Genomic DNA, 26,847 nt, shown 5'->3' on the forward strand with positions numbered 1-26,847 from the left:
CCGCCGATGCTTGGGCTCACGAACTTACATCAACATTACGACTGTCTACCGGAGCCATTCGCAAACGAATGCGGGCACCGCCATTGGGTGCACGCTCCACTTCCAGCGCTCCACCGCAGACGGTCATAATGCGCTCGACGATGCTGAGGCCGAGACCCGCGCTGTCGGTGCGGGCAGTGCCGCCCCTGCGGAAACGGCGGCGCCCTGTCTCGTTGTCGTCGAAATCGATCCCGGGCCCGTCGTCCTCGACCACCAGACACCCGTTTGCCTCCACGACGACCCAGATTATGCAGCCTTCCGGCGTGTGCCGCACGGCATTGTCGATCAGGTTGGTGAGCGCGATTTCCAGCAATTCGCTCACCGCCTGCACCGGAGGTGGCCGCTCGTCCGGCATTTCCAGCGAAATGCTGTGGCGCGCGTTGTAGACGATGGAGACCATGGATTCGACAACCCGGCGCGCCACCTCGATCGAATCCACCGGCCGGCATTCGGGATGCAGCCGGTCGATCGCGGCAAGTTCCATCAACTGGCGGACGACGTGGTTGGCCTTCTCGATATCCGCCTGCAACTGGTCGCGCTGGGGAGAGCCGGGAAGCTGTTCCGTGTGCAGCGACAGCAGCGCAAGCGGCGTGCGCAGCTCATGCGCGACATTGCCCACGAATTCGCCCTGCTCGTGGTAACCCGCTTCAAGCCGAGCGATCGCACGGTTCGTGGCGTGGACGAGGGGGGTGGCCTCGCTCGGCAGCCGTGCTTCATCGATCCGCGCGTCGAGACGGGTTAGGCCGATAAGGTCCGCCTGCGAGGCGGCACGCCGGAAATTGCCTGTCACGCGCCGCATCACGACCAGCGAGACGAACAGCGACGCCAGCAGGGCAAGCGGGAGCACCCACAGGAAATGGCCGAGGAACTCATCGACGACATCGTCCACGATCTCGTCGGGAACCGTGCGATCCTGCGCGACCACGATCCGGCCGACCGGCACGCCGCCGCGCAGGAGAGGGCGGGTGAGAACGTCGTAGCGACCATGCCTTTCCAAGCCTTTTTCTCCGGGCCGGGGCATGTGGAGAATGCCTTCGGGCAAGGCCTTGGGGCTGCGCAGGAGGATCTTTCCCTCGGGATCGAGCAATGCGAAACTGCGGCCGCCCCGCCATGCCGAACTGTCGGGAATTCTGGTCGAATCGCCCGGCGCCTCAACCTGCCGAGCCACCTGGTCTGCGGTCCGGGCAAGCCGCGCGGCGATGAAACTGTCTGCGGTGGCGGCAAGCGTATGCGAAAGGATCACGGGCAGTATGATCGCCAGGACCAGAATATTGGCGATCTGCGCCAGCAAGAGCCTGCCGAACAGCGATCGCGGAAGCCATTGGCCCCTCATGCCGCGGACAGCATGTAACCGATTCCGCGCACCGTCTGCACTTTGACAGCGGCCAATTCCTCAAGCTTTCGCCGCAAGCGGTGCACATAGACTTCCACGGCGTTGGAACCGAGCGTGTCCCCAGCTCCGAACAGTTGATCTTCAAGCACCTGCTTGGGCACAACATGCCCACTTCGGCGCATAAGCAGCTCCAAAACCTCGATTTCGCGGGTCGACAGTTCGAAAGGTTTGCCGTCGATCGTGACCTCCCGTGAACGCTGGTCGAGGGTCAGGTTCGCCGTCCGCAGCAGCGTATCGACATAGCCGCTCTGCCTGCGCAGGATCGCGTTCAGGCGCGCATGGAGTTCGGCAAAGAGGAACGGCTTCACGACATAGTCGTCGGCGCCGTTATCCAACCCCTTGATCCGCATCTCACTTTCGCCGCGCGCCGTCACCACGATGACGGGCACGGTAATGCGTGCGTTCCGCAGGCGCTTGAGCAAAGAGAGCCCGTCCTCGTCCGGAAGGCCAAGATCGAGGATGAGCGCGGAATAGTCCGTGGTTTCGACAAGTAACTCCGCATCGCCGGCCGTCGCGGCCCAGTCGCAGCGAATGTCGTGCGCTGCAAAGGCCTGTGCGATCGCGTTCGCAAGATCGGGGTTGTCTTCGACTACCAGCAATCGCATCCGACGCTTCCTTGTGGGTGGAGCACGCCTTGAACAGCCCGCGTCATGAAACCGACTCCATGGACGGCCCCGACTCGCGAAAAATCAGCATATATCTGCGTGACGTCGCACACTTTGCCCATCCGCAAAGTGTGGCGCCTTCGTGATAGCGTCGAGATAGATTTCGCTTAACATCGCCGCCCGCTCCGCAACCGGATGAACACCCCGGAAAGGCCGCCTTCTTTATTTGCCCGAGTGCCTTATCGGCAAACGCGCAATTCGCCGAACTATTATCCGCATCAATTGCATGGGCCATCCGGCCTGTTCGTTCAAACAGATCTCTGGACAGCGCTCTCTTTCGCTGCTTAAGCGCCACCTAAATTGGGGCAAATCGTGCGATTGATTTGAGGAAATATGACGGGCGCGCTTGGTTTCGATGTGAAAAGGACATGCCCTGTTGGCGGAGTAGCGATGCTCCCCGGCGATCCAGTGCCTGCTACTGAATTTGCACCATGTTCGCTTCCGCATCACCTTCACAACGGCTGACAGACGTGAGGCCGCGCTTGCACGTGCCTGCCATCGGCGGACGGCACCAGTTTGCCCACTTCCTGCCTGTAGCGTTTGAACTGCAACGCCGGGGGACTTTCGATGTCACCATTTTCGTTCCGGATGCGGACGAAGTTGCTGACATCGAAAACATGGCAACTGCCCTGGGATACCCTTTGCCAACCATCGTGACGATGGATCTTCCGACGCCACTCGGTCGGCGCGCGCCGCGAAAGCTCGACAAGCTTGCACGGCTTCTGGTCTGGGCACGTCGAATTCGGGCGGGAAATGCCATTCTGTGCGCGGAGCGTACCTCCACGCTTCTCAAGCGCTTGCCCGGACGATGCCCGAAGATCGTTCATATCCCGCACGGCGCGGGCGATCGCGCAGTGGGCTTTGAAAAGCGCTTTCGCTATTTCGATTATGTCGTGGTCGCAGGCCAGAAAGACCGCCAAAGGCTGTTGGCCGAGGGGCTGGTCAACGAAGACAGATGCGCGGCGTCCGGGCCGGTAAAAATTTCAGCAAGTCTGCGCAGGCATGCGCAGGCACCTCGCCTGTTCGACAATGATCGCCCGGTCATTCTGTACAATCCGCATTTCAGTGAAAAGCTTTCATCGGCGGACAGCTTCACTTGTCGCTTGATCGAGGCCGTTGCAGGTGATGATCGATACAATCTGGTCGTCGCGCCTCATGTTCGGCTGGCCCAGAATTGGGACGATGCTCGCCGAAAAACGTTGGAGGCGATGGCTGTAACCGGTCGTGTGATTATCGATCTGGGATCATGTCGTTCGATAGACATGACTTATACTTTGGGGGCCGATCTCTACGTTGGAGATGTCAGCAGCCAAGTCTACGAATTCCTCGTCCAACCGCGGCCCTGCCTGTTCGTCAATTCGCATGACGCGAAATGGAATGGCAACGCGGACTATGCCATGTGGCAATTTGGCGACGTTATTCAGCCGGATTGCGATGTTCTCGACGCGATTGGACAGGCGTTCCAGCATCATCCTCGATTCAAGGGCGCGCAGATGGCACGCGCACAGGCTGCTCTGGACGGGCTCGATTGGAATGAGGACGGTGAAGCGCAATTCTCTGCCGCCGATCCGATTGCGAGGGCGGCAGTCCTCATCGAGAAAAGCATGAAAGTCGATCACGCGATGCCCGCATCGGGTAGAGCCGCGATCCCGCTTCAGAGCGGCGACTTATCGTTCAGGTAGATTTGTCCTCCCTGTCCGGACGCCGCTCGATACCCGCCGGTCCGTGAGTGTCAGAGCAGCGCCCGGGCTGCATCGAGGGCTTGGATCAAGCGCGTTTCTCGCGGCAAACCGGCCAAAGCACTGGTGATCGACGGAACTTCCAAACCCGTCGGGCAGCCGGGCGGCAATGCATGAAGGAAATCGGCCAACGGCAGCACGCCCAAACCTGGCAGCAGCCGTTCCTGCCGCGCATCCTGAAAATATTCGTCGTAAAAGCTGGCCTGCTTCGCGTCGCATAGCTGCGCATAGCCGATCTTGTTCTCGGACACATTGCGCAGTTCTTCGATTGTCCCGCCAGAGCAGAAGAAGTGCATAGCGTCGACCAGCACGCTGGCGTTCGATGCCGTGGACGCCTCCACGAATGCCAGTGCAGCAGCAAGATCGGGAACAGGTGTTGCCGGCATGAACTCAACCGTAACCGGCATATCCCGTTCGGCAGCCAAAGCCCCAAAGGTCGAGAATTGCTCCAGATTGCGGATAGGGTCCGGGTCCATCGCGCAGACGTTGAGGCGCTCGGCACCCAGTTCGGCCATGAGATCGAAATCGGCCTCAGCATCGGCGATGTTTCGGCCAGGCATGATGATGAAGCCTTCTCCAAGGCTGATCTTTACCCCGTGATCTGCCAGCGCCTGTTTCAGCCGCGCTATACGCGGTCGGTCACCGCGAAGCGTCCATTGCGGGTCGGTTCCAAGCGGTCCGGAAATGGGTGAGGGGGCCAGTCCAATCCGGGAGCACCCCACTTTTGCAGCAAGCTCCACGAACTCGGAGGGCTCCTGACCAAGCACGCTTATAAATTCCATGCCGAATTTCTGGCCGGTCGAATCTTGCATTCGCGGGTCCCTCTCCAGGCTTGAGATGCCGAGATTATTTTCACGACCATCTCTAAAATTGATATCAATATCAACATCTTGAACCAAGAAAGCCAGTATTGATCCCTCCGGCGCCTCTGTTCTCAGATGGCTGATGGATTACCTTCGGCGTCGTAGAGCCAATGCGCCTGATTACCCACCGCCACGGCGCTCGCGCAGAGCGTTGCCGCCGATATCGCCACAGCGCGTTGCCGGGCGTCGCGATCCGTCAAGTCTGCGCGGCGAAACCCCGCGATTGTCTCACGGACGGCTGACAGCCTGCGGCGATCCGCCGGCGGCAGACCAAGACGACAATTGGGAGAGTTGGCGTGACGGATAGTGACACCCAGGTGAAGATGGACATCAGCGACGTCGAATGGCGGCTTGGCCACAAGGTCGGCGGCGGCGAGCTTTGGGAGCCGTGCAACAAGACCGATATCCGCCGCTGGGTCATGGCGATGGACTATGTGAACCCGCTCCACTGGGATCAGCGCTTCGCACAGGAGACGAAGTTCGGGGACATCATCGCCCCGCAATCGATCTGTGTCGCGCTCGACTATGGTCACGGCAACAATCAGGCCTGCGTCGGCCGGATCGACGGCCAGCACATGATCTTCGGCGGCGAGGAATGGTGGTGGTACGGCACCCACGTTCGCCCCGGCGACCACCTGAGCCATGAGCGCATTTTCACCGGTTACAAGCTGACCGACACCAAGTTTGCCGGCCCCACGCTGTTCCAGCGCGGCGATACGATCCACCGCAACCAGCGCGGCGATCTGGTGGCGAAGTCTTGCCCCACGGTGATCCGCTATCTGGCGAAGGAAGCGGAAAAGCGCGGAATGTATGCCTCCACCGCCGGCACGCCGCACAAGTGGACCGCAGCCGAACTGGATGAGATCGACAAGATCCGCCGCGACTGGTTCCTGTCCAACCGCGAAGGCAAGTCGCCGCATTTCGAGGAAGTCTCGGTCGGCCAGAAGCTGCCGCGCCGGGTGATCGGGCCGCACTCGATCGCCAGCTTCACCACCGAATACCGTGCTTTCATCTTCAACATCTGGGGCAGCTTCTACTGGCAGGGCGTCGAGGGCGTTCCCGATTGCTGGGTCAACCAGGACATGGGCTGGATCGACGGCTTTTCCTTCGACGAAGTGGGCGCGATGACCGATCCGCGTCTGCGTGACGGTCTGTACCTCGGCCCCTCGCGCGGACATATCGACGATGGTCGTGCCAGCGAGATCGGCATGCACCGCGCTTATGGCTACGGTGCAACGATGGCAGCCTGGAACACCGACTACCTCGCATTCTGGGCCGGGCATGACGGTATGGTACGCCACGCCAAGTCCGAGTTCCGTGGCCCCGCATTCGAAGGTGATGTCACCTACATCGAAGGCGAAGTCATCGAGAAAATCGAGAACTCCGAATGGGGCTTCCCGGTCGTACGGATCGAGGTGAAGATGACCAATCAGGACGGCAAGATCGTCGTCACTTCGGTCAACGAAGTTCAGCTTCCGTACTGAGGGGCGGCCATTGTCTTCGCACGATTTCGTCGTCGATCGCTCTGTCTCCATCGCACGCGGGCTTCCGCTCAGCGAGGAGGCGGGGCTGGGAGAACTGACGCTTGGCGGCTTTCTGCGGGAAGTGACGTCCCTCTATGGCGGCCGTGAGGCGCTGGTCCACCGCCTTGACGACGGGTCGCGCGAGCGATGGAGCTATTGCGACTTGTGGGGCCGTTCGCGGGAAGTCGCCAAGGCGCTGATGGCGACCGGGCTAGGCAAGGGGGAGCGCGTCGGCGTCCTCATGACCAATCGGGCCGAGTTCCTTTCAGCCATGTTCGGGGCGGCACTGGCAGGCGGCGTCGCTACGCCGATCAGCACGTTCTCGACCCCGGCCGAGCTTGAATATCTGATCGAGCATTCGGCAGTGTCGTATCTTCTTTTTGAGGAGAGCGTGCTCAAGAAGGATTTCCTTGAGATCCTTTGCGGGCTTGATCCGCAAATCGGGACAAGCGCACCTGGCCTTTATGCGTCGAACCGCTTTCCGTTCCTGCGGGAACTCGCTGTGGTGGGCGGGAAAGGGAGGGGCGCTGCCCGCTCCTGGCATGGCTTTCTGGATCTGGGGCGGGCCGTGGCGGACGACCGGCTGGATGCGAGAGCGAAAAGTGTGGTTCCGGCCGATCCGGGCGCGCTGTTCTTTTCCTCGGGCTCGACCGCGCGGCCAAAAGGCATCCTTTCCGCCCATCAGGGCGTATCGCTGCAAATGTGGCGGATGGGGCGCCAGCAGGGGCTGAGCGACGCCGTGCGCAGTTGGACAGCCAACGGTTTCTTCTGGTCTGGCAATTTTGCGATGATTATCGGCGGCACCCTGTCGATGGGCGGATCGCTGATCCTTCAGCGCACCTTCCATCCGGCAGAGGCGCTGGATCTCCTTCAGGCGGAGCGCGTGACATTTCCCTTCGCGTGGCCGCATCAATGGGAGCAGCTTACGGCGGCTCCAAACTGGCAAGCGGCGGACCTCTCCTCGCTGACATTCGTGGATACGGCATGTCCGATTGCCGCTCATCCAACAGTCACAACTGCGTGGATCGAGCCCAGGCACTGCTACGGCAATACCGAGACTTTCACGCTGAGCGCGGCGTTTCCGGCAATGACCACCGCCGATGATGCCGCCGAAAGCCACGGGGTGCCGCTGCCGGGAAATCTGATCAAGATCGTCGATCCCCTCACAGGGCACCCTGTCCCACTGGGCGAGAATGGAGAGGTCGCGGTCAAGGGGCCGACGCTGATGCTGGGATATCTCGGCACGCCGTTGTTCGAGACTTTGGACGAGGAAGGCTACTTCCGCACGGGAGATGGCGGACGGCTCGACGAGCAGGGACGCCTGCATTGGCAAGGCAGACTGAACGACATCATCAAGACCGGCGGTGCCAACGTCTCCCCGCTCGAAATCGACGAGGCCATTCGCGCGCTGCCTGGCGTCAAGATGAGCCAGACGGTCGGCGTGCCGCATGAAACGCTGGGGGAAATCGTCGTCTCCTGCGTGGTGTTCCATGTCGCCGGCGAAATGAGCGAGGATGCGGTTCGCGAAAAGCTTCGTGCGGTGCTGGCAAGCTACAAGATACCTCGCCGGGTCATTGGTCTCGATGAGCAGCAATTGGGTTTGACGGGATCGGCCAAGATCAAGACATCCGAACTCCGATCGCTTGCGGCAAAATGGCTGGCGAACGAAACGGCCTGACCATTCCCCCTGCCGGTTGCGTGATGGCGGCGAAGACATGGTGATTCCGGGCGCCATCGCTACAGCGAAGTTCGGCCGCTGACGGCGACGTGTCGCGATCCGTCAAGTTTGAAGTAGCTGCACCGTTCCATTTGATGAGAACGCCGAAGGCGCTTTGACCGGCACACGAAGAGGTGGCGCGCGACAACCGCGACGCATCCAGGGAGGATTTCATGATCGGCCTGAACCCCGCGAGATATGCCGATCGGCGTTGCCTCGCCCGGGCCTGACCTGCTCGGCAAAGTCTGCCTGGAAATCTGAAAGGATTGAGGTGTGCCCACGATTCAAACGGCAAACGGGACGATTTCCGAGAAGGACCTGGGCCGGGTCCTGATCCACGAACATGTCTTCCTGATGGATATGGAATATACCTTCAATTATCGGCCCGATTTCCTGTCCCCCAAGACGATCGATGACGCGGTCTCGCGGCTCGACGACCTGAAGGCGGCCGGCTTCGATACGATCATCGATCTGACCGTGCTGGGACTTGGGCGGCACATGCCCAGCATCGCCAAAGTTGCGGTCCGAACCGGTATAAACATCATCGTTTCGACGGGCGCCTATACGTTCGACGCGGTTCCGGCTCCGTTTCAGTACTGGGGTCCCGGACTGCTCCACGATACCGGCGTGGAACCGATGGTCGGGCACTTCGTAGCCGATATCGTCGAGGGTATAGCGGACACCGGCATCAGGGCAGGAATGTTGAAATGTGCGATCGATGCACCCGGCCTGACGGGCGGTGTCGAACGCATCATGCGGGCTGTCGGACGAACCCATGTGCTGACCGGTGCCCCCGTTACGGTTCACACTTCTGCGAAACACGAAACCGGCCTCATCGCACAGAAAGTGCTATCCGAAGAAGGCGTCGACCTTGAGAATGTGGTAATCGGCCACTGCGGCGACACGACGGACATCGATTACCTGATGAGGATCGCCGACCGCGGCTCGATGCTGGGAATGGACCGGTTCGGCGTGGAGTTCGAGATTTCGATGGAACAGCGGGTGGCCACGATCGCCGAAATGGTCAGTCGCGGTTATGCGTCGCAGATGGTTCTGAGCCACGACTGCTGCTGCTGGTCGGACTTCTTTCCCGAAGTCGACGATTATAACCAGGCCATGCCCCGGCATCACTACCTGCATATTCACGACGACGTGCTTCCGGCGCTCCGTAACGCGGGCGTCTCTCAGCTCGACATAGAGCGCATGTTGATCGCCAACCCTCGGCGCGTGCTCGTGAAGGAACGCGTGCCACACTGACCGATGGCTCGCAGGCCCAAGCTGTCGCAATCCGTCAAGAGTTCAGGGTCTGCCGCGCGGTAATCAAGAAACAGTCAGGCGCCACAAGCCTGTCAAGGAGAGGAACAATGAGCCCCGATTTCACTCTGCTCGCCGATCGCGAGGCAATTCGCGATTGCATTGCCCGCTTGGCACGCGGCGAGGATCGTCGCAGTGCCGAGCTGATCCGCTCCTGCTGGTGGCCCGAAGCGCACTTCGATTACGGCGTCTATTCCGGTGACTTCGAAGCTTATCTCGCCTGGGTCGTCCCCGGCGCGGACGCCATCAAGGACACGCAGCACCTGATCGGGCAGTCGTTCATCGAACTCGACGGAGACCGGGCATCGGTAGAAAGCCACGTGTTTTCCTACCACCGCGTCGACATGGGCGAGGGTGCCAAGGGAGGAGAGCGCGATACCTGCATCGGTGGTCGCTATCTCGATCGCTTCGAGAAACGCGGCAGCGAGTGGCGCATTATCGATCGCATCATGCTCTATGACTGGGAGCAGGACTGGGGCGCCGCAGCCGACTGGTCGAAGGGCGTGATGGGCTATCCTTTCACGGCCGAACACTTCCCTGGCCGTGCCAAGGGCGATTTCAGCGAACGCTGGTTCGCCGGGGCGGACGCATGAGCGCGCCGCTCAGCGGAAAAGTCGCGCTCGTAACCGGGGCCAGTCGCGGCATCGGCAAGGGCATCGCACTCGTTCTCGCCGAACAGGGGGCGACCGTATACGTCACCGGGCGCACGGTGCGAGAGGGGGACTACTACCTGCCCGGCACTGTCGGCGGCACGGCTGCCGAGTGCGATACGCGCGGAAAGGCAAGCGGGGGACGCGGTATCGCCGTGGCCTGCGACCACGGCGACGATGCGGCTGTGGCAGCCCTGTTCGAACGGATCGGGGCGGAGCAGGGCCGTCTCGACATTCTCGTCAACAATGCCTTCTCGCTATCGGACGATCTGCTGGAGCCCAAGGGGTTCTGGGAGAAGCCGCTCTCCAACCTGGAGATGTGGGACGTGGGCGTGAAATCCAACTACGTCGCGGCATGGCATGGCGCCCGGCTTATGGTTCCGCAGAAGTCCGGGCTGATCGTCGCCATTTCCGGTTTTGCGGCCGTCACCTACACCTACGGCGTGATATTCGGGACGTCGAAGTCCGCCGTGGACCGCATGGCGCGCGATATGGCGATCGAACTGGAGCCGCACGGCGTTGCCTCGCTCACGCTCTGGCAGGGGCTGACGCTTACCGAGAAGGCGAAGGACAATCTGGCGAAGATGGGCGACCAGATGACGACTTCGATCACACAGATGCATGGCAGCAGCGTGGAGCATCCGGGACGTGTCATCGCCGCGCTGGCCGCCGATCCGGAGATCATGAAGCGTTCGGGCGGTGAATTCGTCACCGCCGAACTCGCGCAGGAATATGGCCTCACCGATGTCGACGGGCAGGTGATCCAATCCGCCCGCGCCACGCGCGGATCGCCGGTGTGGAAGCCGATCGCGGCGACCACCGATGCGGGATGAGGCTTTTGTAGAAGGCAGGAAAACCATGGGTAGTCTATCGAATGGACTGGCGGGCCGGGTCGCCGTCGTGACCGGCGCCAGTCGCGGAATCGGCAAGGGGATCGCCTGTGCCCTCGCCGAGCACGGAGCGACGGTCTATGTAACCGGCCGAACCGTCGATCCCGGTCAGCACGTCCTGCCGGGAACGGTCAACCAGACGGTGGAAGAGGTGAACGCGCGCGGGGGCAGAGGGGTCGCGGTTCCCCTCGACCTTGCCGACGATTCACAGATCGCGGCGCTGTTTGAGCAGGTCCGTCGTGACGAGGGGCGCCTCGACATCCTGGTCAACAATGCGATGGCCATTCCCGATGCGATGACCCGACGTGATGGCTTCTGGGAAAAGCCGCTCGACGAGTGGGAGATCTGGGACACCGGGATGCGCGCGGCCTACATCGCGGCATGGCACGCTGCGCAGATCATGGTCCCGCAGGGATCGGGGCTGATCGCGGCCCTGTCCGGCTACGTGGGCGTGACCTACACGTACGACGTGATCTTCGGCACCACGAAGACCGCCACCGACCGCATGATGCGGGACATGGGCCATGAACTGCGCGGAACAGGCGTTTCGGCCGTCTCGCTGTGGCAAGGCTTCACCTATACCGAACGCGCGACGGAGAACCTGAAGACGGTGCCGGGCATGGCGAACCAGCTCAACAGCGCGGTCGGCTCCTCTCCCGAGTTTCCGGGCCGGGTGATCGCAGCGCTCGCAATGGACCCGCAAGTCGGCTCGCGTTCGGGCGGCACTTTCATCAACGCGGAACTGGCCGCCGAATACGGCCTGACCGACCGCGACGGACGCACGATTCCGTCCCTCAGAGAAACGCGCGGCGCCCCTCTTTGGGCGGCTGGCGATACAACTTGGAGAGCATCATGAGCGATCGTCGTTTCGATGGGCGGGTTGCCGTCATCACTGGCGGCGCGCGCGGGCTGGGGCGGACTTATGCCGAACTGCTCGGCTCGCTCGGCGCCAAAGTCGTCATCAACGACAATGGCAGCGCCTTGTCAGGGAACGGATCGGATACCGGCCCCGCCGAGGAGGCGGCCCAGGCCCTTCGCGATGCCGGATATGAGGCGGTGGCTTCGACCGACAGCGTTGCGACACCGGAAGGCGGCAAGGCAATCGTCGAAGCCGCGCTGGATGCTTTCGGCCGGATCGACGTGCTGATCCACAACGCCGGAAACAACCGTTTCGCGATGCTGGATGAGATCAGCTACGAGGATTTTCGCGCGGTGGTGGATGTCCACCTGCTCGGTGCCTTTCACGTCGTTCGCCCGACATTCGAACGCATGACGAAGGATGGTTATGGCCGCGTCGTCCTGACAGGATCGATCGGCGGACTATACTCGATGCCCAGCGTGGTGAACTACGCGGTTTCGAAGTCCGGGATGATCGGCCTCAACAACATCGTCGCGATTGAAGGCGCGGCGCGCGGGGTGAAGTCCAACATCATCCTGCCCGGCGCGGTGACGCGCATGGCCGAGGGCCTCGATATCTCGCAGTATCCGCCGATGGGGCCCGAACTCGTGGCGCCCGTCGTCGGCTGGCTCGCACATGAGAGCTGTTCGGTTACGGGTGAGATGTACGTCTCGATGGGCGGGCGCGTCGCGCGTGCCTTCATTACCGAGACGGAGGGACTCTACCGGCCGGACTGGAGCATCGACACCGTTGGCGACAACATCGATGCGATCCGCGACACCGATCGCTTGTGGACCTTCCATCCGGCAGAGGATGGCTTTTCGCAGCACATGGCGAAAAGCTTCGAAATGGTGCGCGCCGGATAACGGCGCGCACTCACCCCGGGTCAGGGCGCGGCTTTGCGGGTCAGGAAACCTTGCATTGCAAGCCACGCGGTGAATTCGTCGAGCACGAGCGTTGTCGTCGTGTTCGGCTTTCCGAGCCCGAAACCATGGCTACCCTGCTGGTAGCCATGGATTTCGACAGGTCGCTTGGCTGCAAGCCAGCCCTGCGCAATCGGGAAGCCCATCGATGGAAACAGGGGATCGTCCAGAGCGATCGCATCGAACATCGGCGATGCGTCGGCCGGAACGTCGATCTTTGCCTGCGGCCCATAGATGTACCCGAAGAAGGCAGGGCGCTCGCCCGGCTTCGCGGCAAGGACGGTCTGGAGTGACGTCATGGCGCCGGCCGAAAAGCCGATCATGCCGACGCGGGCAGGGTCCACGCCCCATTTCGCGGCGTTTTCACGCACCATTTTCAGGGCGGCAAGGCCATCCTCGGTGGCCTGCGGATTGGTCAACTCCGGCTGTCTGGTTGGATCGGGAATGCCCGCCATCATCTTGGCCCAGACATATTTCCCGGCTTCCGCTTCGTCCTTGGGCGTCGGCAGAAGGCGATATTTCAGAACGAACGCGGCAATACCGCGGTCTGCAAGCGCCTGCGCGACATCCCAGCCCTCGTGCGACATGGAAAGCGCCATGAAAGCTCCACCGGGCGCCACGATCACGGCGGCGCCGGTCGCTTTGGCCGGATCGGGAAGAATCGGCGTCAGGGTGGGCCGGGTGACATTGCGGACCGAATAGTCCTTGCCGAAATACCGGGACCAGTTCTCGCTGTCGGCAGATCCGGGAGTCTTGGCTCCGTAGAGCGGAATGGCCCCCGGTTCGGCCGGTGCACTTGCCGGAGCAGGCGCCGGATAGTCGGCGGGCTGCGCCGCCGCATTACCGGCTGCCGTCATGCAGGCCATTGCCAAGGCAAAATATACCGACTTGCCCGTCGTCATCCAGCATCTCCCCTTTTTGTGTGGGGAGGGGATGGCACGCACGAAGGCATAGGGTCAAATAGGCTTTCTTGGCAATGCCATAGGCATTTTCTATGCTTCCGAACCGGCCCATGCGCAGCGTGCTTTACGCTTTCTCTCTTGGCGATATCGATGTCAAAAAGGATACTCAAAGACTGTCAGGCGTGGCATAGGACTTGCCGCATCGCCCCAGGCCAACCGACTGGACGATGCGATCGGTTTCGTGATTTGAAAGTGCGGGATGGACAAGCGCAAAAGCAGAACGGCACTCGACACCGCGGCGGACAAGTTGAGAGAGATCGTCCTCGCGCGCGAGCCCGGAACCTATATTGGCCGGGAAGAGGCGCTTATTTCCGAGCTTGGCTTTGCCCGGGCTACCGTTCGGCAAGCCGCAAGGCTGGTTGAGCGCGAGGGCTTTCTTGCCGTTCGCCGCGGCAATGCCGGTGGCTATTTCGCATCCCGGCCGGACTCGAAAACGATCGAATCCATTGTCAGCATGTATCTGTCGATGATGGAGGTGCCGCCGGAGGATGTCACCGTCATCGCCACCGCGTTATGGGTCGAGGCCATGCGCAAGGCCGCTCATGCACCGCATGACGTGATCGTGGAGAGGACGGCGACTCTCGTGGAGCGGACCCGCGCGGTCTCCGACGATGCCGGTTTCGACGAAGTCCGGGAACTCGAACGTGAGACGCAGGATATTGTGTTCGAGCTGGCTGACAGTGCGTACATCAAGCTCATCTTCGACATCAACGTGGCCTTCTCGCGCAGGACTTATCAGGGGCCGGCAGCGGACGATGTTTCGCCTGAACATCGCCGTTTCGTACAGAGCTGGCGCAATGCCCGGCTGATGGAATTTGGGGCACTCATTCAGGGCGATCCGGAACTTGCCGCTATTGCCAGCCAGTACAGCCGAAAAGTCTGGGCGCGCCGCATCCGGGCACGCTTTCATATGAAGCGCGAGCAGGAAGAACTCGATTGATTACGGGTGGGCGAGCGTGGCGCACACCGCTTCGTTGACCCGCAGATCCGCATTTTGTCGGGCATCGCTCCGGCAATCCGAGCATGCTTGACGGTACGTGCATGGTGCGGGAAGCCTGCGAGCATTCAATCCGAAGGCGCTCATGAGATGGCGCTGACTTCAGGAAGCGGACATCAAAAGATGAACCGTCAAACGCAAGACACAGTTGCGCAGTGGATGGCAGAATCCGCATCCCAGACAATTCAGGCGCGGATTTTGCGATTTTTGCCCGAACTGATCCGTGAACTGGGCGGTGATGCGGAAGATATTCTCGGGTCGTTCGATCTGGATTGCGAAAGCTGCGAGATCGAGGGGGCTGTGAGCTGCCGTCAGTGGGTCGGGGTTCTGGAACAGGCCGCGGCAACTCTCAACGTCGATGACCTTGGAATGCGGCTTGCCGAACGGCAGGGCGGGACGGCCTTGTTCGGACCGCTCGGCAACGTGATGCGAAACTGCCGCAATTTCGGCGAATCCCTCACTTACGCGGCCACGCACAACGCGGCGCACAGTCTGGGCGCCCGGGTCTGGATGGGGCGGACAATATCCGGACAGACCGTGTTCATGGGGCACGAGCTGCTCGCGGAGGACATCTCAAGCAGAAGCCAGGCAATCGAGCACGCACTGCTTGCCGGCCATCTGGCTGCCCGCTCCATGACGGGCGGGCATGTCGGTGCGCGCCGCGTGCATTTCCGTCACGAAGCCATATCGCGACCCTCGCTCTATCGCCGATACTTCCAATGCAACGTTCGGTTCTGCTGCAACGAAGATGGCGTTGCCTTCACGGCAGAAGACTTGTCGAGGCCGATCTTCGATCCCGACGAGGTTTCGCTGAGCGAACTCATCGAACGCATCGAAAGGGAATATGGCACTCAGCGGCCGGCATTCCAGGCGTTGGTCCGCAGCGTTGTCATGCAACTGCTCTGGACCGGCAACAGCGCCGTCGAGGACGTGGCACATGTGCTCGACCTCCATAGCAGAGCTCTCCATCGGCGGCTGCAATCGGAACATTGCACGTTTCAGACGATCAAGGACGAGGTGCGCCGCGACGTGCTGATGTACTACCTGCGTCACACCGCGCTTCCACTTGGTCGGATATCCGAGAAGCTCGGCTTCTCCGAACAGTCCGCGATGTCGCGTTTCGCAAGAACCCACCTGAATGCGACGCCGAGGCAATTACGCCAGAGCTGCGTCGCCGCTTTGCCCTGAGCGTGCATGAAAAAGACTTCGAAGGCGGCAGCGCCGTTAACACCGGGTGGAGGAATGAATTTCATGGACGACTGGAATCTGGGTACGGGCGGGCTTCGCATAGAGCGGGAAGGTCCGCTTGCCTGGTGCATCATCGATCGGCCCGAAGCGCGCAATGCCATGACGCCTGCGATGTACCTCGGCCTCAAACGGGCCGTTCGCCTGGTCAACACCGACAAGGAAGCAAGGGCTCTTATCATCACCGGCACCGGCGATGTCTTTGCCCCCGGCGGCGACATGGGCGGCCGAAAGGTCGAAGGTGACGAACCCGTGCCGACGGGCCTGACCTATGAGACGCTGCCCTTTATCGCGATCCGCGAAAGCACCGCGCCGATCATCTCGGCGGTAAACGGAATATGTCAGGCCGGTGGTCTCCTGACCGCCATGATGTCGGACATTGCAGTGGTCAGCGAACGCGCGACGTTCCGCGTTCCCGAACTGCTGAGGGGGCTGATCGATGCAACCTATGCGGCGACGCTGCCCTTGCATGTGGGAATGGCGATCGCTCGCGATCTCCTGCTCAGTGCCCGGACCATTGACGCCGGGGAGGCGCTGCGCATCGGCCTGATTTCCCGCGTTGTGCCGCACGAGCGCCTTCACGACGAGGCCCGGAAGGCGGCCACCGAAATCCTGCGGACCGCGCCGGAGGCCCGGATGCATACAAAGCGGCTGCTCAACGAACATTATCGGCCGATCGATTATCAGACGATGTTCTGGTCGCTACAGAACTCGCAGGAACCGCGCGAAGGCATGCGAGCCTTCATCGAAAAGCGGGCGCCCAGCTGGGTTCCGGACGGTCTCGAAGATTGATCCGCGCGCTCCAGATAGGACCGAACTGACGACGTTCAGACGAACGTGGCTCTCTTTCTGTAAATATTCGCGACTTTCCGCAGCTGATGCGAGTTGGGAAGCGTTCCTCGAAAGCCGCGGGACGTCTTCCCTGCTGTCGGATGTCAGCCGAAATCGTCATGGCGAACCACTACCCGTAGGACGTTCGGGACGGTGTCGATACAGCCAAGCCCATGTGCATGTCGGCGCTTGCTTATGCGCCGACAGAATGAGCACGCGTAGTCGGCCACGCCGCCAATTTGCGATCCCCCAACGACTTGCAATGGCAGCGTTTCCGGAACCCGCGGCTGCGACGGAGAGGATACCGAACGAATGACGAAAGTAATGCAGGGAATCCGCGTTCTGGAAGTGGCGCAGCATACGTTCGTCCCGTCGGCGGGTGGGATACTCGCCGATTGGGGAGCCGACGTCATCAAGATCGAGCACCCGGTTCGCGGGGACGCGATGCGCGGGATTGTCAATCTCGGTGGCCAAAGGGTCGATCCGCGCCGCAATACACTGATGGAGCATCCCAATCGCGGCAAGCGGAGCGTCGGAATCGACATCTCGACACCCGAAGGGCAGGAACTCATCTACCGGATCGCGGCGACGGCGGACGTATTCCTTACCAATTACCTCCCACAACATCGGCGCAAACTGAACATCGACGTCGAACAGATTCGCGCTGCCAATCCCAAAATCATCTACGCGCGCGGAAGCGCTTACGGCGACAAGGGGCCTGAGCGGGAAGTCGGCGGCTTCGACGGCACCGCGTTCTGGGCGCGCAGCGGCGTTGGCTATTCGATGAGTCCTGACGGTCTGGACGGCCCCCTATCGCAGGGTATTCCGGCATTCGGTGACTCGTCGGGCGGCATGAATATCGCCGGGGGCATTTCGGCCGCTCTCTTCCATCGTGACCGCACGGGGGAGGCCCTGGAGGTCGACGTATCGCTGATCAGTACGGCATGGTGGGCCGCCGGCGCCGCAGTCGACCAGTTCATCGAACACAACGAAGTCATGCGCGTGCCTATGCCGTCATCGGGCGGAAAGGCGGGTAACCCCTTCATGGGCAATTTCCGCACCTCCGATGGCGGCACCATCAACCTCTGCACGCTCACGCCGGGCCCGCATATTCGCAGCATGTTCGAGCATGTAGGCGCCCCCGAAGCCGCCGACGATCCGCGCTTTGCCAATGTTCAGGGCCTGATGGAAAACTGGAAAGAAGCCAGCGACATCCTCACCCGCAAATTCGCCGAGCGTCCCTTCCAGTATTGGCGGCAGCACCTCAAGACCTTCACCGGCCAATGGGCGCCGTTCCAGAGCCTGCTCGACCTTGCAAGCGACGAACAGGCGCTGGCAAACGACATGCTCATCGAAGTGGAAGCGGCCGATGGCGGCGCTCCGCTCAAACTGGTTCGCGGGCCGGTTCAATTCAACCACCAGCCGGTGGAAACCACCCGCGCGCCTCAGGCTTCCGAGCATACCGAGATGTTCCTGATGGAACTTGGTGTCGAATGGGACGAAATCGAGGCGCTCAAAGCACAGGGGGCGATCGCCTAACTATTGTTACCACGCCGTGCATCGGTGCACGGCGTGGTGCCGTATGCCCTGTGGCTAAAAATAGCCGTTTTTGGGATGTTCCGGGGGGCATTTGGCGGACAGGGTGGGATTCGAACCCACGGTGAGCTTGCACCCACGGCGGTTTTCAAGACCGCTGCCTTAAACCACTCGGCCACCTGTCCGCTTCGGCAACGCGCATAGCGAAAAGCGAGCGCCTTGCAAGGGGGTGCGGCACCGAAAACCCCCGATCCGGAAACGTCGATCGGGACGGAATGCAGCCCATTTGCGGCGGCTGTCCACGGCTGAGACGTTCGGCCCATTTGCATCGCCGACGCATTGTGCAAGATTTAGGCGTGATGAGTTGTTCTTCGAAGCTTCGGTCCCTGCGTCTTCCGTTTCTTGCAGCAGCCCTTGCTCTCGTACCGCTTTCGTCGGTCGATGCGCAGCCGGTGGTGCAGAGTGTTGGTGGGCAGAGTTTCGACGCCTACCTGCAATCGGTGGCGGCCCGCGCCCGGCGGGAAGGCGTCAGTGCAAGCACGATTTCGCAGGTACTCACCGGCCTTACGCCCAACGACCGTGTGATCGCGCTTGATAGCGCGCAGCCCAACCGCAGCAGCGCGCCGCCGCCGGTGGCGCCTTACATCGCCCAGCATGTCGGCCCCAGCATCATCGCCCGGGGGCGCGATCGCTACGCGCAGAACGCCTCGATTCTCCCCTCGATAGAGCGGCGCTACGGCGTTCCCGCCAAGATGCTGTTCGCGATCTGGGGGCATGAGACCAATTACGGCAGCTATGTCGGCGATTTCGACCTTGCCCGCTCGCTGGCGACGCTGGCGTGGGAGGGGCGCCGCCGCCAGCTCTTCGAAAACGAGCTGATCGCGCTGATGAAGATGGTCGATCAGGGCGTGCCGACTTACAAGCTCAAGGGAAGCTGGGCAGGGGCCTTCGGTTATCCGCAGTTCCTGCCGAGCGTATATCTGCGCCTCGCTGCCGATGGTGACGGCAACGGCACGCGCGACATTTTCTCCAGCCCGGCGGATACGCTGGCCTCGATCGCGAACTATTTCCGCGATGCGGGCTGGCGGCCGGGCCAGCCCTGGGGCGTACGCGCCTCGCTGCCTGCCGGTTTCTCGATCGGTTCCTATGGCTCGAAGCTTTCGGCGCCCACTTGCACGCAAGTCCATGCCCGCCACTCGCAGTGGAAGAGCGTGGCCGAATGGCGCGCGCTTGGCGTCAATGCTCTCGGACCTATCGGCGATAATGTGCAGGCCTCGCTGTTCCAGCCTGACGGTCCGGGGACGCCTGCCTATCTGTTAACCGGGAATTATCGGGTGATCCTCCAGTACAACTGCTCGAACTACTACGCATTGTCCGTTGGGTTGCTTGCAGATGAGATTGCCCGTTAACCATGCACTGCCGCTCGCGGCGCTGATATTCCTGACCACCGTTCCCGCAACCGCCAAGAGCAATCCCCCGTCGCCCCCCATCAGCGGACCGGCTGCCGATTATCCGGTTGTCGTTGGCGAACCGTTCGCCATCAGCGGCACGACCTGGACCCCTGAGGATCAACTCAATTACGACGCCGTGGGCTATGCCCAGGTGGGAGAGGGCGGCGGAGCGGGCATAACGGCCGCACACAAGACGCTGCCGCTGCCCAGCTATGCTGAAGTGACCGCGCTCGACAGCGGCCGCACCATTCTCGTGCGGATCACCCGGCGCGGACCGATGACGAATGATGCGCTGATGGAACTCTCCGCCGATGCCGCCACGCAACTGGGGATCGCCGCCGGCGCCCACAGCGCCGTTCGCGTGCGCCGGGTCAACCCTCCCGAGGCCGAGCGCGCCCTTCTGCGCAGCGGCGGCCGGGCGCCGGAACGCATGGCGACGCCGGATGGCCTGCTGAAGGTTTTGCGCCGCAAGCTTGCCGACCAATCACCGCTGCTGCCTCCTCCCTCGACCCCGCCGACGATGCCCAGGAGCCCCACATCGGCATTGGCCGCAGTGCCGGCCGCCGCCGCTCCGGTACCGAAGCCGCCTATACCGACAATCGAGCCCAAGCCGATTGCCCCGGTCGTGGCCGCTCCCAAACCAGCGCCCAAGCCGATCACGAAACCAACTGCCGCTGCTCCCGCAAAGGGCACGCAAGTTGTTCAAGTCGGCACGTTTTCCGTCGAGGCCAACGCCCGCAAGGCGGCCAGCGGCCTCGGCGCCCAGGTCACGCCCGCAGGCAAGTTCTGGCGCGTTCACCTCGGCCCCTTCGCAAATGGTGCACAAGCTGCCGCAGCGCTGGAGAAGGCCCGCGCGGCAGGGTATAGCGACGCACGAATCTCGCGCACCGACTAGTCTTGCGGCGCGCACCACCCGCATCAGCCGTCCGCCAAGGATGCGCCGGGAGAAGTCGCGTCTTGAAGTTGTTCCCGAAGTCCGCCCGCTATCTCGTTCCCGCGCTGGCCCTTGCGCTGGGTGTGCCGGCCAATGCCGCCATTCCGACGCCTCCGCCGGAGCTTGAGGGGATTCCCGTCAGCCTGCTGGTCGACCTCGGTTCGGGGCAGGTGCTGGTCCAGCGCCATCCGGACGTGCCTTTCCTGCCTGCCTCGGTGACCAAGGTGATGACCGCCTTCGTCGCCTTCGAGGAGATCGACGCGGGCCGTCTGCCGATCGACCGCCGGTTCTCCGTCCGTCCCGAAACGGCGCATGAGTGGTTCGCCAAGGGCACGTCGATGTACCTGACCGAGAAGGACCATCCCACCACGGCGGACCTGCTCCACGGCATCATGACGGCCTCGGCGAATGATGGCGCCATCGTGCTGGCCCAAGGCTACGCGGGCAGCATTCCCGGCTGGACCGCGAAGATGAACGACGCGGCGCGGCGCCTCGGCATGACGCGCAGCCATTACAACACGCCGAACGGCTGGATGGACGAGGGCAATACTTACGTCACCGCCAGCGATCTGGTGCGATTGGCCGATGCCATGATCATCCGTCACCCCGCGCTTTACCGCGAGTTTTCGGGCGTGAAGCACTACTTCTGGCGCGATGTCGCCATGCGCAGCCATGACCCGACGGTGGGCGTCGTCCCCGGCGCGGACGGCATCAAGACCGGCTACACCCGCGAAGCCGGCTACAACTTCCTCGGCACCGCCGAGCGTGACGGGCGCCGCCTCGTCATGGTGCTCGCCGCCTCACCCTTGCCCAAGCAGCGCGACGTGGCCGCCCGAGCGCTTCTCGAATGGGGGTTCTCCGCCTGGACGCCGCGCCATCTGTTCGATCAGGGGCAGCCGGTGACCGAGGCTGCGGTGCAGGGCGGCAATGCCCGCTCGGTGCCGCTTGTCGCCAATCGTGAAGTCCACGCCACGCTGCCCAAGGGCGACAATCCGAAGATCACGCTGGCCGTCCACTACAAGGGGCCGTTGCAGGCCCCCATCCGCAAGGGGGACGAAGTCGGCCAGCTTGAAATCAAGGTCGACGGTCTCGCTCCCGGCCATGTCCCGCTCTACGCTGCCCGCGATGTCGCCGTTGGCGGGCCGCTGGACAGGCTGTGGAACGGGCTTATCAATCTCTTCGCATGAGCCGGGGGAAATTCATTGCGCTTGAGGGCGGGGAAGGGGCGGGCAAGTCCACCCAGGCCCGGCTTGTGGCCGAAGCGCTGCGTGCGCGCGGGATCGAGGTGGTCACCACCCGCGAGCCCGGCGGCACACAGGGCGCGGAAGCGATCCGCAACCTTCTGCTTCATGCCGAGGGTGACGGCTGGGGCGCCCGCGCCGAAGCGCTGCTCTTCGCGGCAGCGCGCGCCGATCATGTCGAGAAACTGATCCGCCCGGCGCTGGAACGCGGCGCGTGGGTCATCTGCGACCGCTATCTCGATTCGAGCCGCGCTTATCAGGGCGGCGGCAGCGGACTTTCCGATGCCGATATCCGCACGCTTCATGCGATCGGCAGCGAAGGCCTCTTGCCCGACCTGACTCTGCTGTTCGAAGTCTCGCCCGAGGTTTCGGGCGCCCGCCTTGCGCGGCGCGACACCGAGGGAACGGACCGCATAGGCGGCCGAGAAGCGGCCTATCACGCCCGCGTGGCCGAGGCATTCGCCCGGTTTGCCGAAGCCGAGCCAGCGCGCTTTGCCCGCATCGATGGCAACGGCACGCCGGAACAGACCGTGGCCCACGCCATGGCCGCGCTGGAACCGCTGATCGCCGCCCTTCCAGAGCCGCGCACTTGAGCGACGACCTGCCTTTCATCGGCCAGCGCGACGCCTGGCACGAATGGATCTCCGCCATCGGTTCGGAGCGGATGCACCACGCTTGGCTGCTCGCGGGTCCGCGCGGGCTAGGCAAGCGGGCCTTCGCGCGCACCGCCGCCGCCGAACTGGTGCGACTGCCCGGCCAACCCCGGCCCGACCCGGCCTCGCATCCCGACATCCATGTGCTGCAGGCGCTTCCCGCCAACGATGATGAGGCGAAGAAGAAGGCCGAAGGCAAGCCCTGGCAGGCCAAGCGCAGCATCTCGGTCGATCAGGTGCGGGAGATGATCCGCCGCCTCACGACCAAGCCGACACTAGGCGAACGCCGCGCGATCGTCATCGATCCGGCCGACGAACTGGAGAAAAGCGCGGTCAACGCGCTGCTCAAGGCGCTGGAAGAGCCTCCGGCGGGTACCTTCTTCCTGCTCGTCACCCACCAGCCCGGCAGGCTTCTGCCCACGGTTCGCTCGCGCAGCCGCGTGCTGCGCTTTGCCGCGCTGGGCGAGGCCGAACTCGATGCGGTGATCCGACGTGATATTCCCGAATCCGACGCAGCAACCCGGCAGGCGGCGATCAAGGCCGCGCAGGGTTCGCCGGGAATGGCACTCAGCTTCGTCGAGCACGATCTCGGCCCGATCCACGAACTGATGCTACGGATCCTTCACGAGGGTGACCGGGACTATCACTTGCGCGGCGCCCTTGCCGACGAAATGGGCGCGCGCCCCGCGCGCGACCGTCAGCTTGCCGCGCTCGAACTGGCGCGCACCGTGCTGGTAGGCGAACTGGCCGGAGCATCGCGCGCGCGGCAACTCGCGCTGATCGAGGCGCACGGCACCCTGATGCGGATTTCCGCGCAGGCTCCCACCTACAATTTCGACGCCGGGCTCCTGATAATGGAAATTGGCGGGTTGCTGGCTTCGGCCGCGATGCCTAGAGAAGCGGCTCGCCCATAACACCCAGCAAGGAACTGCGACGCCGCATGGCCGAGCCTTATTACGTCACCACCGCCATCTCGTATCCCAACGGCAAGCCGCATATCGGCCATGCCTACGAGGCCATTGCCGCCGACGTCATCGCCCGCCACCGCAAGGCGGAAGGCTTCGACGTGCGGTTCCAGACCGGAACCGACGAACACGGCCTGAAGATGGCGCAGAAGGCGCGCGATCTGGGCATCACGCCGAGCGAGCTGGCGACGGAAATGTCGCAGCATTTCATTGACATGTGCGCCGCTCTTAACATCGATTACGATGTATTCATCCGCACGACCGAGCCGCGCCACCATGCTGCGACGCAGGAACTGTGGCGGCGGATGGAAGCCAACGGCGACCTCTATCTCGACCGTTACGAGGGCTGGTACTCGGTCCGCGACGAGGCTTACTACGACGAGTCCGAGCTGGTGGCAGGCGAGGAGGGCGCCAAGCTCTCTCCGCAAGGCACGCCGGTCGAATGGACTGTCGAGGAATCGTGGTTCTTCCGCCTGTCGAAATATCAGGACAAGCTGCTCGAACTCTACAATTCGGGCGACTTCATCCGCCCGGAGACGCGCCGGAACGAAATCCAGCGCTTCGTCGAAGGCGGCCTGCGCGACCTTTCGGTTTCGCGCACGAGCTTCGACTGGGGCATCAAGGTGCCCGGCAGCGACATCCACGTCATGTACGTGTGGGTCGACGCGCTGACCAACTATATCACCGGCCTCGGCTTCCCCGACGAGAGCGGCGATTACGCGAAATACTGGCCCGCCGATCTGCACCTGATCGGCAAGGATATCGTTCGCTTCCACACGGTCTACTGGCCTGCCTTCCTGATGAGCGCCGGTCTGCCGCTGCCGAAGCAGGTCTACGGCCACGGCTTCCTGCTCAATCGCGGGCAGAAGGAATCGAAGTCGCTCGGCAACGTCACCGATCCGATCGCGCTTGCCGAAACCTTCGGCGTCGATGCCGTGCGGTACTTCCTGCTGCGCGAAGTGGCTTTCGGGCAGGATGGTTCGTGGTCGCCGGAAGCGATCGTGACGCGCGCCAATGCCGAACTGGCGAACAGTTTCGGCAATCTTGCCCAACGCAGTCTTTCCATGATTTTCAAGAACATGGATGGCACTATCAAGGCCGATTACGAAGATGGCGAGGCAGACAAGGCCCTCTTCGCGGCGGTTGCCGAGGGCATTGCCGGCCTGCGAAAGGGCTTCACCGATCTCGCCTTCAGCGACGGCCTCGAAGCCTGGATGCGCGCCGTCTTCGCCTGCAACCAGTACGTCGATGAGCAGGCGCCCTGGGCCCTGCGCAAGTCCGATCCCGAGCGCATGGAAGCCGTGCTGATGACGCTGTTCCGCGTCGTGCGCGACCTTGCCATCGCGGTCCGACCCGTCGTGCCGACCGCGATCGACGCACTGCTCGATCAGATGGGCATCGCTGCCGATGCGCGCACCTATGCCGCGTTGGAAGACGCCGATTGGTTCGCAACTCTTGCCGCCAGCGGCTATAAGGTCGACAAGCCGCAAGGCGTATTCCCGCGTCTCGAACTTCCCGAGGAAACGGAAGCAACCACCTGATGTTTATCGATTCGCACTGCCATCTCGAATATGAAGGCCTTGTCGAAGACCAGCAGGGCGTGCTCGACCGCGCGCGTGCAGCCGGGATCAAGGGCTTCCTCAATATCTCGACGCGGCAGAGCGAATGGGACCGCGTGGTCGGCACGGCCGCGCGCATTCCGGACGTCTGGGCCTCGGTCGGCATTCATCCGCATGAAGCGGACCAGCATGCCGACCTTGGCGAAGCCGTGCTGCTCGAAGCGACGCGGCACCCCAAGGTCATCGCCATCGGCGAGACCGGCCTCGACTACTATTACGACAAGTCGGACCGGGACGTGCAGCAAGCGCTGTTTCGCACCCACATCCGGGTCTCGCGCGAAACCGGGCTCCCGCTGATCATCCATACCCGCGATGCGGAAGAGGATACGTTCCGCATCCTTGAGGACGAGATGGGGAAGGGGGCCTTCCCGGCGCTGATCCACTGCTTCACCGCCAGCGCCGATTTCGGCGCCAAAGTCCTGGCTCTTGGCCTCACGATCTCGATCTCCGGCATCGTAACCTTCAAGAATGCCAAGGACTTGCAAGAGGTTGTGAAGATCGTTCCCGAGGATCGACTGCTGGTCGAAACCGACTCGCCGTTCCTCGCGCCAGTCCCGCATCGCGGCAAGCGCTGCGAGCCGGCCCATACCGCCGACACCGCGCGCTTCGTGGCAGATCTGCGCGGTGTAAGCGCCGAGCAGCTTGGAGAAGTTACGTCGCGCAACTTCTTCGCGCTCTTCACCAAGGCGGACCGAAAGGCAGTCGCGTGAAAGTCGTGATGCTCGGCAGTGGCACGTCGACCGGCGTGCCGCGCCTCGGCGGCGAATTCGGCGCGGATTGGGGCCTTTGCGATCCCGACGAGCCGAAAAACCGCCGCACGCGCGTCTCGATCCTGCTCGAAAGCGATGCCGGCAACCGCATTCTCGTCGACACCTCGACGGACTTGCGCGCGCAGTTGCTCGCCAATGACATTCACCGCATCGACGCGGTGTTCTGGACCCACGATCACGCGGACCACTGCCACGGCATCGATGACATGCGTCCGCTGCGCTATGGCCGCGCCGGTCCGATCCCGGGCTTCGCCAACTCGGAAACCGTCCGCCGCCTGCGCCAGCGCTTCGGCTACGTTTTCGCGGGGCAGTTCGGCTATCCGACGCTGGTCAGCCTGGACAATCTCGACACTCTGCGCCTTTGCGAAGGCTTCCGTGTCGATCACGTGCAGATGCCGCACGGACCAGCGGAATCGACCGCATTCCGCTTCGATTGCGACGGAAAATCAGTCGTTTACGCGACAGATTTCAGCGAAATCACAAGAGGCATGATCGACTTGTGCTACGGCGCGGATTTGCTCGTGGTCGATTGCCTCCGCCGCGAACCGCATCCGACGCATGCGCACCTCGGCATGGCGCTGGAACTGGCTTCCGTCTGCCGGGTCGGCAAGGCCGTGCTCACGCATCTCGACAAGTCCATGGACTATGCCACACTGAGCGGCGAAGTGCCGGACAATGTGCTGGTCGGCTATGACGGGATGGTGATCGAACCATGAGCAATGCAGCAACGATCGTCGGGGTCATTTCGGTCGTTTGCGCGCTCATTCTGGTTACGAGCAATTCGCGGTTTCGGCAGCTGGGATTTTCCAAGGGGCTCAAGCTCGCGCTGATCTGGGCCGTGATCATCATTGGACTGGTGATGCTGATCCAGATGCTCGGTCTGCACACTCGCCAGTGATCGGCGCCACTGACGGGGCACCTCCAAGCCACCCCTTATTTAACATAATACATATTATCACTGCATCCTGACCGGACTTCCGCGAGGACCCTCACTGCAAGCGTGCGCTCCCCGAAAGCCGCCGCTATAGG

The 26,847-nt window shown here is 62.6% G+C and carries 25 protein-coding genes and 1 tRNA gene; 21 read left to right on the forward strand and 5 right to left on the reverse strand.

The features are described from left to right. Positions 1–16: 16 nt before the first annotated feature. Together EDF56_RS03870 and EDF56_RS03875 are read right to left on the reverse strand one after the other, a co-directional pair. Positions 17–1,372, reverse strand: a complete 1,356-nt coding sequence (locus EDF56_RS03870; RefSeq protein WP_132385383.1) for an ATP-binding protein — start codon at positions 1,370–1,372, stop codon at positions 17–19. Continuing rightward, complete coding sequence (locus EDF56_RS03875) at positions 1,369–2,037, reverse strand: response regulator (protein ID WP_132385384.1); 669 nt, start codon at positions 2,035–2,037, stop codon at positions 1,369–1,371. The genes EDF56_RS03870 and EDF56_RS03875 overlap by 4 nt, the downstream gene beginning before the upstream one ends. A 548-nt stretch (positions 2,038–2,585) precedes the next feature. On the opposite strand from EDF56_RS03875, the gene EDF56_RS03880 reads away from it, so the two are divergent. Beyond that, positions 2,586–3,779, forward strand: a complete 1,194-nt coding sequence (locus EDF56_RS03880; RefSeq protein ID WP_132385385.1) for a glycosyl transferase — start codon at positions 2,586–2,588, stop codon at positions 3,777–3,779. A 50-nt stretch (positions 3,780–3,829) separates the two neighbouring features. On the opposite strand, the gene EDF56_RS03885 is transcribed toward EDF56_RS03880, so the two are convergent. Next, positions 3,830–4,735 (reverse strand): TIM barrel protein, encoded by a 906-nt coding sequence (locus EDF56_RS03885; RefSeq protein WP_132385386.1) that lies wholly within the window; start codon positions 4,733–4,735, stop codon positions 3,830–3,832. Between the two features lie 260 nt (positions 4,736–4,995). On the opposite strand from EDF56_RS03885, the gene EDF56_RS03890 reads away from it, so the two are divergent. The 7 genes from EDF56_RS03890 (at position 4,996) to EDF56_RS03920 (ending at position 12,557) form a co-directional block, all read left to right on the forward strand. Beyond that, a complete protein-coding gene (locus tag EDF56_RS03890; protein WP_243652367.1) occupies positions 4,996–6,183 on the forward strand; it encodes a MaoC family dehydratase N-terminal domain-containing protein in 1,188 nt (395 codons plus the stop codon). Between the two features lie 10 nt (positions 6,184–6,193). Beyond that, a complete protein-coding gene (locus tag EDF56_RS03895) occupies positions 6,194–7,900 on the forward strand; it encodes a class I adenylate-forming enzyme family protein (protein WP_132385387.1) in 1,707 nt (568 codons plus the stop codon). A gap of 312 nt (positions 7,901–8,212) precedes the next feature. After that, positions 8,213–9,196 carry a phosphotriesterase gene (locus EDF56_RS03900; protein WP_132385388.1) on the forward strand — a complete coding sequence of 328 codons (984 nt, stop codon included), beginning with the start codon at positions 8,213–8,215 and terminating at the stop codon, positions 9,194–9,196. Positions 9,197–9,303: 107 nt separating this feature from the next. Continuing rightward, positions 9,304–9,846, forward strand: coding sequence for a nuclear transport factor 2 family protein (locus EDF56_RS03905; protein ID WP_132385389.1), 543 nt, complete (start codon positions 9,304–9,306; stop codon positions 9,844–9,846). Beyond that, positions 9,843–10,736, forward strand: coding sequence for an SDR family NAD(P)-dependent oxidoreductase (locus tag EDF56_RS03910; RefSeq protein ID WP_132385390.1), 894 nt, complete (start codon positions 9,843–9,845; stop codon positions 10,734–10,736). Before EDF56_RS03905 ends, EDF56_RS03910 begins: the two co-directional genes overlap by 4 nt. A gap of 25 nt (positions 10,737–10,761) precedes the next feature. Beyond that, a complete protein-coding gene (locus EDF56_RS03915; protein ID WP_132385391.1) occupies positions 10,762–11,649 on the forward strand; it encodes an SDR family NAD(P)-dependent oxidoreductase in 888 nt (295 codons plus the stop codon). Continuing rightward, positions 11,646–12,557, forward strand: coding sequence for an SDR family NAD(P)-dependent oxidoreductase (locus tag EDF56_RS03920; RefSeq protein WP_132385392.1), 912 nt, complete (start codon positions 11,646–11,648; stop codon positions 12,555–12,557). Before EDF56_RS03915 ends, EDF56_RS03920 begins: the two co-directional genes overlap by 4 nt. A 20-nt stretch (positions 12,558–12,577) precedes the next feature. Here the strand turns inward: EDF56_RS03920 and EDF56_RS03925 are convergent, their stop codons facing one another. Further along, entirely contained in the window at positions 12,578–13,471 is an 894-nt protein-coding gene (locus EDF56_RS03925) for an alpha/beta hydrolase (RefSeq protein ID WP_243652368.1), read from the reverse strand. Positions 13,472–13,775: 304 nt separating this feature from the next. On the opposite strand from EDF56_RS03925, the gene EDF56_RS03930 reads away from it, so the two are divergent. The 4 genes from EDF56_RS03930 (at position 13,776) to EDF56_RS03945 (ending at position 18,188) form a co-directional block, all read left to right on the forward strand. Then, a complete protein-coding gene (locus EDF56_RS03930) occupies positions 13,776–14,516 on the forward strand; it encodes a GntR family transcriptional regulator (RefSeq protein WP_132385393.1) in 741 nt (246 codons plus the stop codon). 147 nt (positions 14,517–14,663) lie between these two features. Beyond that, the gene (locus tag EDF56_RS03935) at positions 14,664–15,761 is read left to right on the forward strand and encodes an AraC family transcriptional regulator ligand-binding domain-containing protein (protein ID WP_132385394.1); all 1,098 of its coding nucleotides are present in this window, start codon (positions 14,664–14,666) and stop codon (positions 15,759–15,761) included. A 63-nt stretch (positions 15,762–15,824) separates the two neighbouring features. Beyond that, positions 15,825–16,610 (forward strand): enoyl-CoA hydratase/isomerase family protein, encoded by a 786-nt coding sequence (locus EDF56_RS03940; protein ID WP_132385395.1) that lies wholly within the window; start codon positions 15,825–15,827, stop codon positions 16,608–16,610. Positions 16,611–16,961: 351 nt separating this feature from the next. Next, a complete protein-coding gene (locus tag EDF56_RS03945) occupies positions 16,962–18,188 on the forward strand; it encodes a CoA transferase (RefSeq protein WP_132385396.1) in 1,227 nt (408 codons plus the stop codon). 92 nt (positions 18,189–18,280) lie between these two features. Here the strand turns inward: EDF56_RS03945 and EDF56_RS03950 are convergent. Continuing rightward, positions 18,281–18,370: transfer RNA gene (locus tag EDF56_RS03950), tRNA-Ser, on the reverse strand. Between the two features lie 174 nt (positions 18,371–18,544). Between EDF56_RS03950 and EDF56_RS03955 the strand changes: the two genes are divergently transcribed. From EDF56_RS03955 to EDF56_RS03995, 9 genes are all read left to right on the forward strand, one after another. Then, positions 18,545–19,594, forward strand: a complete 1,050-nt coding sequence (locus EDF56_RS03955) for a lytic murein transglycosylase (RefSeq protein WP_132385397.1) — start codon at positions 18,545–18,547, stop codon at positions 19,592–19,594. Continuing rightward, the gene (locus tag EDF56_RS03960; RefSeq protein WP_132385398.1) at positions 19,578–20,531 is read left to right on the forward strand and encodes an RlpA-like double-psi beta-barrel domain-containing protein; all 954 of its coding nucleotides are present in this window, start codon (positions 19,578–19,580) and stop codon (positions 20,529–20,531) included. Before EDF56_RS03955 ends, EDF56_RS03960 begins: the two co-directional genes overlap by 17 nt. 62 nt (positions 20,532–20,593) lie before the next feature. Further along, positions 20,594–21,757 (forward strand): D-alanyl-D-alanine carboxypeptidase family protein, encoded by a 1,164-nt coding sequence (locus tag EDF56_RS03965; protein ID WP_243652369.1) that lies wholly within the window; start codon positions 20,594–20,596, stop codon positions 21,755–21,757. Further along, a complete protein-coding gene (gene tmk, locus EDF56_RS03970; protein ID WP_132385399.1) occupies positions 21,754–22,404 on the forward strand; it encodes a dTMP kinase in 651 nt (216 codons plus the stop codon). The genes EDF56_RS03965 and tmk overlap by 4 nt, the downstream gene beginning before the upstream one ends. Then, positions 22,401–23,378, forward strand: a complete 978-nt coding sequence (locus EDF56_RS03975; protein ID WP_132385400.1) for a DNA polymerase III subunit delta' — start codon at positions 22,401–22,403, stop codon at positions 23,376–23,378. Before tmk ends, EDF56_RS03975 begins: the two co-directional genes overlap by 4 nt. A 26-nt stretch (positions 23,379–23,404) precedes the next feature. Continuing rightward, positions 23,405–24,970 (forward strand): methionine--tRNA ligase, encoded by a 1,566-nt coding sequence (metG, locus tag EDF56_RS03980; protein ID WP_132385401.1) that lies wholly within the window; start codon positions 23,405–23,407, stop codon positions 24,968–24,970. Next, positions 24,970–25,758, forward strand: coding sequence for a TatD family hydrolase (locus tag EDF56_RS03985; protein ID WP_132385402.1), 789 nt, complete (start codon positions 24,970–24,972; stop codon positions 25,756–25,758). Before metG ends, EDF56_RS03985 begins: the two co-directional genes overlap by 1 nt. Beyond that, positions 25,755–26,534, forward strand: coding sequence for an MBL fold metallo-hydrolase (locus EDF56_RS03990; protein WP_132385403.1), 780 nt, complete (start codon positions 25,755–25,757; stop codon positions 26,532–26,534). The genes EDF56_RS03985 and EDF56_RS03990 overlap by 4 nt, the downstream gene beginning before the upstream one ends. Then, positions 26,531–26,716 carry a hypothetical protein gene (locus EDF56_RS03995; RefSeq protein WP_132385404.1) on the forward strand — a complete coding sequence of 62 codons (186 nt, stop codon included), beginning with the start codon at positions 26,531–26,533 and terminating at the stop codon, positions 26,714–26,716. Before EDF56_RS03990 ends, EDF56_RS03995 begins: the two co-directional genes overlap by 4 nt. Positions 26,717–26,847 lie beyond the last annotated feature (131 nt).

Origin of the sequence: Novosphingobium sp. PhB165 (assembly GCF_004341845.1) — a bacterium.
Classification (GTDB): domain Bacteria; phylum Pseudomonadota; class Alphaproteobacteria; order Sphingomonadales; family Sphingomonadaceae; genus Novosphingobium.